The sequence below is a fragment of the Terriglobales bacterium genome (assembly GCA_035567895.1).
Classification (GTDB): domain Bacteria; phylum Acidobacteriota; class Terriglobia; order Terriglobales; family Acidobacteriaceae; genus Gp1-AA112.
This window is the reverse complement of record DATMPC010000090.1, coordinates 108,076-120,222: the sequence shown is the minus strand read 5'-3', so window position 1 is coordinate 120,222 and position 12,147 is coordinate 108,076. Positions and strand designations below refer to the sequence as shown.

Genomic DNA, 12,147 nt, shown 5'->3' with positions numbered 1-12,147 from the left:
TCTCTTGAGAACACGAAAGTGCCGCCCTTACAGGGCTCGCGGCTAAACTTGACGCACCCGGCACCGTGTGCCGGGCTCACTTCTCATTGTGCCGCTAGAAGCGGCACAACAAGGGATCGACCTCGATATTCGATTTAGTTGAGAGCGCGTGAATAACACACACACTGCCTCTCCGTCTTTTTTCCACATCAGCAGCTCTCGAATTATCCCAACACTACTCTGCCTTTTGGCAATCTAAGACTGTATGCGATTGCCGATGCAGTCCCGAGGAATTCTTGCCGTAATCGACACCGCAATTGGAACTCTGCTTTGCGCGTCAGTAGCTCTCATCCTGGCGCTGCTCTTCCATCAGACTCGGCTTGAAGTGACCCTCCCGTTGGTTTGCCTGGCAGTTGTGGTGTCAGTGGCAGCCCGTTTCGGAGTAGCGACGGGAGTGCTAGGCAGCATCATTTCGGCGATGCTGCTCGCATATTTTGTCTATGCCCCGCAACACTCCCTCCGAATTGCCAGTCATGACGCACGATCCGAACTCTCCTGGCTGCTTCTCGGAGGAATCTCACTGAGTTTCCTCTTCACGCCTCGTCGCACCGAAGCGACGAAGGAACAGGAAAAGAATCCTGGCGCGAAGGATTAGCTTCTCTCTCGGCCCAGCATCGCTCCATGCTTGCGGAAAACTCTGTGGAACTCGAAAACACTGTCATCCTGAGCCTGTTTTTGGCGAAGGATCTCCCGCGATATTTCAGACTCAATTTCAGCAGGTGTGGCTCTTTTACAAGAATGCCGGTTCTTTGGCCAAAAAGCCATGCAAGTGCAAATACGTTCGACGCATTCCGGGAGATCCTTCGCCCAAAGAAGGGGCTCAGGATGACAGTCTTAGGAACTTGCGACTTTCCACGCCGAATTTGAACGCAAGAATCGGAGTGTAGAGAATGGCTGGTGTCGCTAGGTTAGAGGTTGGGACCTAACGCAAATGAGTCCCGCTAAAGGACCCGCACATGAGCGCTGCGCAAACAATGCCAATCGACTCGCTCTCTGCTTCGGAGATGAGCAGGAGAGTGCGTGACATCAATTGGGACTATGTCACACAAGATCTGGACGCGCAGGGAAGCGCGGTGCTCAAGCGTTTGCTTTCTCCCGACGAATGCCTGGCGCTCTCGACGTTGTATGCGAAAGACGAACTCTTTCGCAGCCGAGTCGTGATGTCGCGGCACGGCTTTGGGCGTGGTGAGTACAAGTATTTCAAGTATCCACTGCCTGAGTTGATCGCCGAGCTGCGAACGTCTAGCTATCCGCATCTCGTAGGAATCGCAAACCGCTGGAACGAGGCCATGGGAGTCAATGTGCGGTTTCCCGCGAAGCACGGCGATTTCATCAGACGCTGTCACGATGCAGGTCAGAGCAAACCGACTCCCCTGCTGCTGCAATATGGAGCGGAAGATTACAACTGTCTTCATCAGGATCTCTACGGAGAGCACGTATTCCCGCTGCAGCTGGCGATTCTTCTGTCCGAACCAGGACGAGACTTCCGCGGAGGCGAGTTCGTGATGACCGAGCAGCGACCGCGCATGCAGTCGCGTGCAGAGGTAGTGCCGCTGCGCCAGGGAGATGGCGTGGTCTTCGCCGTGCACAACCGTCCGGTGCGGGGCACGCGTGGCGTTTATCGCGTGAACCTTCGCCATGGCGTGAGCCGCATTCGCTCGGGTCAACGGCACACGCTGGGAGTGATCTTCCACGATGCCGAGTAAGAGCCGTCTCACAACCGGGAATTTGTTCGAGGAAGTTTCCGTAGAACCGCGGAGCGAGCCTCTGGCAACTGGCGCAGTGATTCTGCGCAAATTTGCGTTGCAGGATGAAACCGGGATCCTGGGCGCAATTCGCGAGGTGGTCGCGAAAGCTCCGTTTCGCCAGATGGTCACACCGGGCGGTTATCGCATGTCGGTCGCCATGACTAACTGCGGTCCGCTCGGCTGGGTGACTGATCGAAGCGGTTATCGCTACGACTCCATCGATCCGGTGAGCCGCTTGCCCTGGCCGGCGATGCCTGAGCCACTTCTGAGACTGGCGAGAACCGCGGCGGCCGAAGCCGGATTTCCAAAATTTGTGCCTGACGCCTGCTTGCTGAATCGCTACGAGACCGGCGCCCGCCTCTCCTTGCATCAGGACAAAGATGAGAAAGACTTCAGCCAGCCGATCGTCTCCGTCTCCCTTGGAATCCCGGCGGTGTTCCTGTTCGGCGGGCTAAATCGGAGCGACAAGACCACTCGCGTCCGACTCACACATGGCGATGTGGTGGTCTGGGGTGGCCCGGCGCGGCTCCGCTACCACGGCGTACTCGCGCTTAAGGAAGATCATCATCCGTTGGTCGGAGACCACCGCATCAATCTGACATTCCGCAAGGCTGGTTGAGTACTGGCTCAAACCGCGGAAGAATGTCCTCTCCGACTCAGAATTTCCCTGTGCGTTCCCTGTTATTTTTTTGAATCCCGCGCAAAACAGCACTAAGTGCTTCGCCGATGTTGGGTTACAGAGAAATCCAGCGAATTCCCTGTTATTTCCCTGCCTTGAAGCGAAATTTGCAAATTTTGGGCAGAATTCAGTGATTGTCAGGTCGAATTCCTAAAATGCCCTGCTATATACGCTGTTTTTCTTTGGCTGATGAATTTCCGACAGCTTATTCAGCCAATCACTTCGGGCGCAAAGATGTAGACCTCAAGAAATTTCGCGAATTGCAGCACTGGCTTCTCAGGTGGCAGTTTCAAACCGCTTGCTTCGGCCATCGTATTGACGTCGAACTCCGCTTCAGCCGGTTGCAACGGCCAAGGTAGATGGTGAATCTGGATGCGGTGAACTTTGCCCGCTCCAACGGTATAGAGGCAGTAGCGCTCGGTGGCGAATTGCTCCAAATCGGTTTTATTCGTTGGTACACCCCCATGGGCACGATAACGAGCAATTAACTGCGCGGCCGGCCCTCGTCGCCTCATGCTCAGGTATTCAACGTCAGTTTCGGAAACCTTGGCGCGCATGTTTGCCCAAAAATAAGGAAGTCCCGCGCCTGCCCTGGCACCCAACACTGCGAGTAAGCTCGCCGCGTCGAGGCTGAAGAAGTAAACGCCGGGCTTGTCGGGTTCCTTGGGAAGTCGAACGTACGTCCGTACGTTGAGTTCGGGAAATGTGCTCGCCGTCGGAATTGGCGGCATTGCACGAAAACGCACGTGGCTCATCCAGAATGGGATCACTCCGATCCAAGCCTTGCCGTCGAATGTGTCCAGTTCCAACTCACGCGGAACCAGCGGACGAACTTGATCGGGCGGCAGAGCCCAGTGTGCAAATAACAAATCGTGCCAGCGCTGATACATCACCCAAGGACGTGCGGGCAGGGGCCAGGGACGATGAGCACTTGATGAAAGCACGTCAGACACGAAGAAGAGTGTAGAGGATCGGGTGATCGGGTCATCGGGTGATCGGGTGAAGTAAATTCAGGGTCACGATACCGCGGCTATCTGCGTTATTCTTCCCTTCTGATGTCGCATCCCAATGGAACCAAACCCGCCTCGCCGCCGGAATTGGGCACTCCGCAATCTTCTACCCCTTCGACTGAAGTTTTCGCCGTTCATGGCGTTGAGCCCGAGGTACAGGCCTATGCCATGGCCAAGTACTCACGTTCTGCATTGTCGATGAAGGAGTCGCTCAAGGAGATTAGCGAACAAAAAGCTGAGCAGTTCCTCAACACGTTTTACTTCCAGTACGGACATCGCTCCATCGCCGACCTGGCGCACATCCCCATGGCGATTGAGAGGCTCTCGATCCTCGCCGCGATCGCGCTCGTCGATGAGCAGCGCTGGGATGGCCAGGAACGCTCGACTCGTTACCAAAACTTCAAGAAGAGTGGCTTCTACGTGCCGGAGTTCGAAAACTCAGAAGATCGCGATCTGTACATAGAGACCGTGAAGTTCCTCTTCTCCGAGTATGAAGCTATCTCGGACGAGATGGCGCGTTATCTCGCGACGCAGGTTGCCAAACCTGACGACATGACGCAAGAAGCGTACCAGCGCACGCTCCGCGCACGTGCCTTCGACATCTCGCGGTATCTACTGCCGCTGGCAACGAACACTTCGCTGGGACAGATTGTGAATGCGCGCACGCTGGAGACGCAGATCTCGCGCCTGCTCACGCACACGCATGCAGAAGTTCGGCAGTTGGGTGACGCACTCAAGCAAGCCGCGCGCTCCGCTTCGTACAACGTGAATGAAGCAACGTACCGGAAGCTGGTCGATGAAATCGCGGCTCAAAATCCTGCGCTGGCCGATCGGGCGCGCGAAGTACTGCTCAAAGACGTGAGGGTTGCGCCTACGTTGGTGAAGTACGCCGAGGCGAATCGTTACGAACAGGAAACTCGCCGTGAGTTGCGCCAGGCTGTTCGCGAGTTGATTCCGATCGATACCGTAATTGACGATGGTCCGCTCGGCCAGCCATTTGTCGTTGATTTGCTGGAAGATGAACCGCTTGAGATCGAACTGGCCACCACGCTCCTCTACGGCGCTGACCATTACAGCTATCGCCAGCTTCGCGAAGCGGTCACTTCGCTTTCAGCAGCGAGGCGCCAGGAGATCATCGATCTCGGTATGCGGCATCGCGGCAAGCACGACGAACTATTGCGTCCGTTCGCTGCCGGGCAGGCATTCCGCTTCGACATCCTCATGGACATCGGTGGCTTCCGCGATATGCACCGTCACCGCCGCTGTGTCCAGATCGAACAGGAGTTCACTAACCTTCACGGTTTCGCCACCCCCGAGGAACTTACAGCCTCAGGGCTCCAGAATCGCTACGGGGAAACAATGTTGCTCGCTTCCGACCGGCACGACGAGTTCTCTGGCGCCGACGATCCCAATGCTGAGCAAAATGCGCAGTATGTACTGCCTCTCGCTTTCAAGAAACGCACGCTATTCAAGATGGACTTCGCGGAGGCGCTCTACATCTCCGAACTGCGCACCACGCCGGCTGGACATCGCTCGTATCGTGAAGTGGCCTATGCAATGTATGAAGCGGTCGCGCACCGCCATCCGTCGCTTGCAAAATATTTCCGAGTGCATGATGTTCGCGAGCCGGTCGATCTGCTGAAGCGCTGAAAAGCCAGGGCGAACACGAAGGCCAGCAAGGCAACAGCAGAGGTCACAAAGAGTTCTTCGTGACCTCTGCTGTTTCCTCCGTGCCCTTCGTGTTCGCCTCTTTTCGATATTTCAGATGTGTTCGTTTTTTCTTCGCTAAGAAGAACTCTTCCGCTATAATGCCGTCTCGTAATCGAATCCACTCCAGCAGGAGACACCATGGCTGACGAGAAATCGCGCGCAATCGATCTGGCTCTGTCGCAAATTGAAAAACAGTTTGGCAAGGGATCGATCATGCGCCTGGGCTCGAAGGAAGCGATTGTTCCGATCTCAGTCATTTCAACGGGCGCGATTTCATTCGACGCTGCCCTGGGCGTCGGCGGCTTCCCTCGCGGACGTGTGGTTGAGGTCTTCGGCCCTGAGTCGTCTGGCAAAACCACGATCACTCTCCAGGTGATTGCGGAGGCGCAGAAGACCGGCGGCATGGCGGCATTCGTGGACGCTGAGCACGCGCTCGATCCGGTTTATGCCAAGAAGCTGGGCGTCGATGTCGATAATCTGCTGGTGTCACAGCCGGATTATGGCGAGCAGGCGCTCGAGATCACCGAAGCATTAGTGCGATCCAACGCCATCGATGTCCTCGTTGTGGACTCGGTTGCCGCGTTGGTGCCCAAAGCCGAGCTCGACGGCGAAATGGGCGACAGTCATGTCGGCTTACAAGCTCGGCTCATGTCGCAAGCCCTTCGCAAGCTCACGGGTACCGTTTCCAAATCGCGCACTTGCCTGGTCTTTATCAACCAGATCCGCGAAAAGATCGGCGTGATGTTTGGCAATCCCGAAACCACCACCGGCGGACGGGCACTCAAGTTCTACTCCTCGGTTCGCGTCGACATTCGCCGCATCGCCGCCATCAAGGAAGGCGATTTAGTTGTCGGCTCGCGCACCAGGGTCAAAGTCGTGAAGAACAAAGTTGCGGCACCGTTCCGCGAAGCCGAGTTCGACATTATGTACGGCGAGGGAATTTCGCGCGAGGGCGACATGCTCGATCTGGCTGCGAATAACAACATCGTTGAGAAGTCGGGCTCGTGGTTCAGCTACAAGGGTGAACGCATCGGCCAGGGCCGCGAAAATGCCAAGACCTTCCTGAAAGACAACAAAGACATCGCCACGAAGATCGAGGCCGAAGTTCGCAAAACGCTGGGCTTAACCGCAACAGGCGAGAAAGCAGCTGCGGGATCGAACGGCGCCGGAGTAGCTCCTGCGAATCATCCGCCTGCTCCACCGCGTCCCATTCCTATGCAGCGGAAGTGACTGCCTAAGAAGAGCGAACACAAAGTACACGAAGGCACACGCGAAGGTCACGAAAAGTCAGTCCCACTTTTCTTCGTGTCCCTCGTGACCTTCGTGTTCGCTCTTGAATCTTCTAATCTATGAAAATTGCGCGCTGGAGTTTTCTGATTGCCGGCATCTGGGGAGTCTTTGTGCTGACTCCCCTTTATTTTCTTGAGAAAAAGACTGGGATCGATCATCCGCCGGCCATTACCCATCCCGAGTATTACTACGGATTCGTTGGGGTTGCGCTCGCCTGGCAGGTTCTCTTCCTCGTCATTGCTCGCGATCCTCAGCGCTTCCGACCAGCGATGCTGGCGGCAATGATCGAGAAGTTTTCTTTTGTGATCTCGACGTATGTGCTTTACGCGCTTGGAAGAGTGGATTCGACCATGGTAGCCGCTGCCAGTGCAGACTTGGTGCTGGGCATATTGTTCGTAATTTCGTTTTTCAAGACAGGGCAGCAGGCGAAAGCGGCCGAGGCTTTTTAGGCCTTCAAGTGTCCACAAAGTGACCCAATTCCTGCTCTAACTAAGCACTTCGCTGCCCAAAACGATGTCCGAAATTGCGTCTAAAAATGGAAAACGCCAGAACTGGTTGGTTCTGGCGTTCATCTTTTGGCCCCTCTATGCGGGCCCAAAATTTCCATCGAGGCCGTTGAGCACTCCCCCAAATGCCTTCACAACCTCTCGATTCGTAGCTATTGCAATTGCTGAACCAAATACGCCAATCCTCTAAATGGCTGATTTTTCAACCTCGGCCCCGAACTGGTCTCAGGCGCCCTCCGATGCCATAGTGCAAAGGTTTGCACACAGTTCTAGCGGATTAGCCATTGCGACGAGCCCACGGACTCCATAGAATCGGGCACAGCTGCCTTCCTGGCGTCTAAATGAAACAAATTAAGGCTATATACCCCGGTTCCTTTGATCCTTTGACCAACGGTCACCTGGATCTTATTGAGCGCGGCAGCAAGATCTTCCACGAATTGGTAGTAGCGATCCTGCGAAACTCCGAGAAAGAACCTCTGTTTGATGTGACAGAGCGCCGGGATATGCTCGCCGAGGCCACAGCCCGCTGGCCTAATGTCCGCATTGACACGTTTTCAGGGCTACTCGTGGACTATGTGGTTCACCAAAAAGCGCACGCGGTCTTGCGCGGAATTCGCGCAATTAGCGATTATGAGTACGAGCTGCAGATGGCGCTCATGAACCGCAAGCTGAACGCCCAGGTGGAAACCGTGTTCATGATGCCGGCAGAAGCATATTCCTACCTGAGCTCGCGTCTGGTGAAGGAAGTGTTCCGGTTAGGCGGCTCGGTCCATGAATTGGTGCCGCCGGAAGTGGAAAAGCGGCTGTATAAGAAAGTGCGTCCCGAAATTTCGGTGGTAAAGCAGGGAAAGCGTTAGATCTGGAGGGGTGAGATGGCAACTACCGCGGTAAGCAGTCCATTTTCGGCGCGTGTAAACCGCATTGAAGTTTCGGCCACGATTGCCATGACGGCAGAGGCCGCCAAGCTCCGCGCTAAGGGAATCGACCTGTGCGATATGGGTATGGGTGAGCCCCATTTCAACACGCCGCAGCACATCAAAGACGCGGGTATCGCGGCCATCCAGCAGAACTTTACTAAGTACACCGCCGTCGGAGGCGTGCCTGAGCTGCGTAAAGCCATCGTGAAGCGCCACGCAACCGACTTCGGCTCCGACTACACGCCTGACGAGGCGGTCGCCGCGACCGGCGGTAAGCAAGCGTTGTTTAACGCCATTCAAGTTCTCGTCGATCACGGAGACGAAGTGATCATCCCCGTTCCATATTGGGTTTCGTTCAAGGATATCGTTGAGTACGCCGGCGGCAAATGTGTCTACGTCGTGGCTGACGAGGAACAGGATTTTCGTCTTACCGCGGACATGATTGAGCGTGCAATCACTTCGCGCACGCGCGCCATCATTCTCAACTCTCCCTGCAATCCTTCGGGCGCGGTGATAAATCCCGACGACATGCGCGACGTGCTGCTGATGGCTCATCGCCGCGGTATCTACGTCATCGCGGACGAGTGCTACGTCTATCTTAACTTCACTGGCAACATTCAGTCAGCGGGATCTGTGAGCGAAGCGCGTGAGCACCTTGTGATCATCGGTTCGCTCTCGAAGACTTACGCCATGACAGGATGGCGATCTGGATATGCGCTTGGTCCCGGGCTGGTGGTTGCACAGATCAGTAAACTGCAAAGCCAATCCACGTCGAATCCGGCGTCAATTGTCCAGAAGGCGGCTATCGCTGCGCTAGAGGGTCCACAAGATTGCATCGCTGAGTTCCGCACCGACTACATCCAACTGCGTGATCAGGTACTCGGCGACCTTGCTCAGATTCCGGGAGTTCATTGTGCTCGTCCCGAGGGCGCCTTCTACGTTTACCCAAACATCTCCGCGTACTTAGATCGTGGCGGACTGAAGACAAGCATCGATGTTGCCAATCGGTTGCTCCACGAAGCACACGTAGTCACGGTGCCCGGTGAGGGATTTGGTACGCGCGAACATATCCGCATGTCGTACGCGACCAGTAGTGCTGTCTTGAAGGAAGCGTTGCACCGCATGAAGAACTTCTTCGCGTCGGTGTAGCGATGGGCATTCGTCCTCGACCAGCATGTTGGGCAGCAGCCGCGTTGCTGCTGGTTTGTTTCACTGCCGCAAACGCCCATGACTACAAACCGCCGGAGATTCCTCCGGCGGGACATGCAGCGAAGTTCGCGCAGCATGAAACGCACAAAGACGAGGGCGTAACGGTCGCCATCGATCCGTATGGACCGGAGAAAGACTCGGTGTTTCATGTGAAGTTCACGGAGCACCGCTTGCTCCCCGTGCGCCTCATCATCAGCAACGACAGCGACCAGCCTCTCTCACTGGCAGACGCTCGCATTCAGTTCACAACAGCACACAAAGCCAAGGGCGAACCACTTACAAAAGAAGACATTGAACGAGCTGTAGGACGGTCAGTGGAACCTCAAGACACTTCCTCCACACGCATACCGTTGCCTGTGCCCATACCTCGTGGCAAGCCTAAGCGATTACCGAAAGGAGCAGACGAAGAGATCGAGTACCTGATGTTCAAAGCTCAAGCTGTGGAACCTCATAACACGCAGGCAGGATTTCTTTTTTTCGACGTGAGCGGAGTGCAGCAACCGTTGATTGGATCGAGAATTTTGTTTACCGGCGTTCGCAATGGCAAAGGCCAGGAACTTTTCTATTTCGACATTCCGCTGCAGTGACATGCGCCTCAGGCCGCATGCACCAGCCCTGCAACATGTGGAAACATGCAGCTCTCGATCCCCCAATTAACACTGGGTGTGCCGCAACTTTCCACGACGACGACATACTTTCCACGTGCTCGCCTGTGGACGGAATGTTGGAGACTCGGACAATCCATTCCCGAGCCAATTAGTTTGTCCGATAATCCATCTCCGACCACATTCTCCGCCTCTGATTTCTAAATCGCGAACCCTCCGTCAAACGCCTACAATGCGATTTGGTGATAAATGTCCACTTTTCCAGAGCATTTACTACTGCTACTAGAGTAGTTGTTCTTTTCTCTGATTGAAGTAAAAGCAGTAGCTGATATAAGTTTTACGCATACATTGCAGGGGGTTCTGTCATCATGCCTTCGTCTGGAGTCAGCGTGGAGAACGTCGAGAAAATTAGCACCGCGCCCGGTGCAGCCATGGAGATCGCCTTGAGCCAGGCCGAACTGCTCAGAGAACTCACTGCTACTCAGGGTGTGGTCGAACGCAAGACGACGATCCCGATTCTTTCAAATTTTCTTTTTGAAGCCGCGGGCGACCGGCTGACAATTACTGCTACCGATCTCGATCTGAGTCTGCGCACCTCCTGTGCTGCAACGGTGAAGAAAGAAGGGTCCTGCACGATTCCAGCCCGAAAACTCTACGAATACGTGAAGCTGCTTCCTGAGGGACCGGTGACCATCAAGCAGATGGAGAATCACTGGGTGCAGATTAGGGCTGGTCGCTCGAACACCAAGATGGTGGGCATGGCGCGCGCCAACTTTCCTGCACTGCCAACGTTTCCGTCAGGCTCGGCGACAAAACTTCCTGTCGCAGTGCTGCGCAACCTCATAGCAAAAACGATCTTTGCGATCTCGAATGAGGAATCGCGCTACACATTGAATGGCGCGCTAATGGTGATCAAGGCCGAGTCGATTGCGATGGTTGCAACCGACGGACACCGGCTGGCCCATATCGAGACCAAGTCTGCATTTCCCGGCGTAAATGGCGAGCTGAAAACGCTGGTGCCACGCAAGGCGATGAACGAACTCAAGTCACTGCTCGATCAAACTGATCAGGACTTTATTGAATTTGCGAAAGACGATTCCACGCTCTTCTTCCGCATTGGGGGAAGGCTTCTTACCTCTCGTCAACTCACCGGACAATTCCCAAACTACGAAGCCGTTTTGCCGCGCGACAATAACAAAGCCGTAGTGGTTGGTTGCGCCGATTTGATGGGGGCAATCCAGCGTGTAGCGCAATTCGCCGACGAGCGATCGGGAGCGATTCGCATGAAGCTCGACAAGGATGAAATTCGGATTTCATCTTCGTCGACGGATTCCGGCGAATCCGAGGACACGATTGAAACCAGCTACAAATCTGATCCACTGATCATCGGTTTCAACTCGCAGTACATGCTCGACTTTCTCAGAGTCACGAACTCCGGGGAAGTGCGGCTGGAATTTAAGGACGCGCAATCGGCTGGGCAAGTACGTCCCGAAGGCGGCGACGACGAGTACAAATACCGCTACATCATCATGCCGATGCGAATCTGATTCCGGCTTAAAACTGACGCGAGCCCAGCGGAAATAGTCCAAAAACGGACGTTGCATGTTGTGAGCACCCGCACCCCAACGGCTTTGACTTCACTTCGAGCCTGCGGTCCTCACGATACCGTGGCGCACGCTTTCGTCCTGCCACATGCGGAAGCCGCCTAGAAATGCGTTGTCATTACTGCCTAACCGCACTCCGGCGGGAAGAGCTGTGAGCTTCTTTGCATTGCCCCCGCCCAGGACAACATCATCCGCCTGCACGGCCTGCTTTAGTTGCGCCACAGCCTCGAATACATTCTTCTGCCACTTCTTTTGGCCAAGACGCTCGAGCCCACGCAGACCGAGATAGTCCTCATATGTGCGACCTTTCTTGTAGGGGAGATGAGCGAGCTCCATCGGTTGCAGCACGCCATCAACGATCATGGCCGACCCGAGGCCGGTCCCAAGTCCGAGAAAGAGCATGCGTCCCTTCTTATAGCTCCCAAGCGCTTGCATGGCGGCATCGTTGATCACCTTCACGGGCTTGCCGAATGCTTTGCGGAAATCGAACTTTACCCATCCCGGTGAGAGGTTAAAGGGCTCACTGATCGGCCGCCCCTGTACAACCGGTCCGGGATAGCCGATCGAGATCACGTCATAGGGCCAGTCCTTCACCGCGGCTTTTACCTTGCTCACCATGTCGCGCGCGGTAAACGTAGGTCCGGACGGGACCTTGCGCATCTCTTTTTGCCCGCTGGCCAGCAGCTTCACATTGGTGCCGCCGATGTCGATGGCAAGCACTCTGTATTTGGTTGTCGAGTTCGGAACATTGGAGGAGTTGTCTTTAGATGACGCGTTGTTGGAGATCATGTTTCGGTCGCAGAGAGACTATCGCAAACTAAGCTGCATGC

12 protein-coding genes are annotated in these 12,147 nt (G+C 55.2%); 10 read left to right on the top strand and 2 right to left on the bottom strand.

Features of this window, described 5'->3' with window-relative positions:
- Window positions 1-256 precede the first annotated feature (256 nt).
- From VNX88_19120 to alkB, 3 genes are all read left to right on the top strand, one after another.
- Entirely contained in the window at window positions 257-634 is a 378-nt protein-coding gene (locus VNX88_19120; GenBank protein ID HWY70788.1) for a DUF4118 domain-containing protein, read from the top strand.
- Between the two features lie 361 nt (window positions 635-995).
- Entirely contained in the window at window positions 996-1,745 is a 750-nt protein-coding gene (locus tag VNX88_19115; protein ID HWY70787.1) for a 2OG-Fe(II) oxygenase, read from the top strand.
- A complete protein-coding gene (alkB, locus tag VNX88_19110) occupies window positions 1,735-2,406 on the top strand; it encodes a DNA oxidative demethylase AlkB (protein HWY70786.1) in 672 nt (223 codons plus the stop codon). Before VNX88_19115 ends, alkB begins: the two co-directional genes overlap by 11 nt.
- A 269-nt stretch (window positions 2,407-2,675) precedes the next feature.
- Here alkB and VNX88_19105 read toward each other — a convergent pair whose 3' ends face one another.
- Window positions 2,676-3,410: a DUF2071 domain-containing protein gene (locus VNX88_19105; GenBank protein ID HWY70785.1), complete on the bottom strand. Its 735-nt coding sequence runs from the start codon at window positions 3,408-3,410 to the stop codon at window positions 2,676-2,678.
- A gap of 111 nt (window positions 3,411-3,521) precedes the next feature.
- Between VNX88_19105 and VNX88_19100 the strand changes: the two genes are divergently transcribed.
- The 7 genes from VNX88_19100 to dnaN all read left to right on the top strand — a co-directional run bounded on the left by VNX88_19100 (window position 3,522) and on the right by dnaN (window position 11,260).
- Window positions 3,522-5,126, top strand: coding sequence for an FAD-dependent thymidylate synthase (locus VNX88_19100; GenBank protein ID HWY70784.1), 1,605 nt, complete (start codon window positions 3,522-3,524; stop codon window positions 5,124-5,126).
- Window positions 5,127-5,324: 198 nt separating this feature from the next.
- A complete protein-coding gene (gene recA, locus VNX88_19095) occupies window positions 5,325-6,416 on the top strand; it encodes a recombinase RecA (protein HWY70783.1) in 1,092 nt (363 codons plus the stop codon).
- A gap of 119 nt (window positions 6,417-6,535) precedes the next feature.
- A complete protein-coding gene (locus VNX88_19090; protein ID HWY70782.1) occupies window positions 6,536-6,925 on the top strand; it encodes a hypothetical protein in 390 nt (129 codons plus the stop codon).
- Window positions 6,926-7,323: 398 nt separating this feature from the next.
- Window positions 7,324-7,839: a pantetheine-phosphate adenylyltransferase gene (gene coaD, locus VNX88_19085; GenBank protein HWY70781.1), complete on the top strand. Its 516-nt coding sequence runs from the start codon at window positions 7,324-7,326 to the stop codon at window positions 7,837-7,839.
- Window positions 7,840-7,854: 15 nt separating this feature from the next.
- Window positions 7,855-9,048: a pyridoxal phosphate-dependent aminotransferase gene (locus VNX88_19080; protein ID HWY70780.1), complete on the top strand. Its 1,194-nt coding sequence runs from the start codon at window positions 7,855-7,857 to the stop codon at window positions 9,046-9,048.
- A gap of 2 nt (window positions 9,049-9,050) precedes the next feature.
- Window positions 9,051-9,695, top strand: a complete 645-nt coding sequence (locus VNX88_19075) for a hypothetical protein (protein ID HWY70779.1) — start codon at window positions 9,051-9,053, stop codon at window positions 9,693-9,695.
- A gap of 386 nt (window positions 9,696-10,081) precedes the next feature.
- On the top strand, window positions 10,082-11,260 hold the full coding sequence (dnaN, locus tag VNX88_19070; protein HWY70778.1) for a DNA polymerase III subunit beta: 1,179 nt from the start codon (window positions 10,082-10,084) through the stop codon (window positions 11,258-11,260).
- Between the two features lie 90 nt (window positions 11,261-11,350).
- Here the strand turns inward: dnaN and VNX88_19065 are convergent, their stop codons facing one another.
- A complete protein-coding gene (locus tag VNX88_19065; GenBank protein ID HWY70777.1) occupies window positions 11,351-12,106 on the bottom strand; it encodes an ROK family protein in 756 nt (251 codons plus the stop codon).
- Window positions 12,107-12,147: the final 41 nt, after the last annotated feature.

Coding starts and splice junctions, on each gene's coding strand:
- recA (HWY70783.1), top strand. CDS start 5,325: ATGGCTGACGAGAAATCGCGCGCAATCGATCTGGCTCTGTCGCAAATT.
- coaD (HWY70781.1), top strand. CDS start 7,324: ATGAAACAAATTAAGGCTATATACCCCGGTTCCTTTGATCCTTTGACC.
- alkB (HWY70786.1), top strand. CDS start 1,735: ATGCCGAGTAAGAGCCGTCTCACAACCGGGAATTTGTTCGAGGAAGTT.
- VNX88_19120 (HWY70788.1), top strand. CDS start 257: ATGCAGTCCCGAGGAATTCTTGCCGTAATCGACACCGCAATTGGAACT.
- VNX88_19090 (HWY70782.1), top strand. CDS start 6,536: ATGAAAATTGCGCGCTGGAGTTTTCTGATTGCCGGCATCTGGGGAGTC.
- VNX88_19100 (HWY70784.1), top strand. CDS start 3,522: ATGTCGCATCCCAATGGAACCAAACCCGCCTCGCCGCCGGAATTGGGC.
- VNX88_19080 (HWY70780.1), top strand. CDS start 7,855: ATGGCAACTACCGCGGTAAGCAGTCCATTTTCGGCGCGTGTAAACCGC.
- VNX88_19075 (HWY70779.1), top strand. CDS start 9,051: ATGGGCATTCGTCCTCGACCAGCATGTTGGGCAGCAGCCGCGTTGCTG.
- VNX88_19065 (HWY70777.1), bottom strand. CDS start 12,106: ATGATCTCCAACAACGCGTCATCTAAAGACAACTCCTCCAATGTTCCG.
- dnaN (HWY70778.1), top strand. CDS start 10,082: ATGCCTTCGTCTGGAGTCAGCGTGGAGAACGTCGAGAAAATTAGCACC.
- VNX88_19115 (HWY70787.1), top strand. CDS start 996: ATGAGCGCTGCGCAAACAATGCCAATCGACTCGCTCTCTGCTTCGGAG.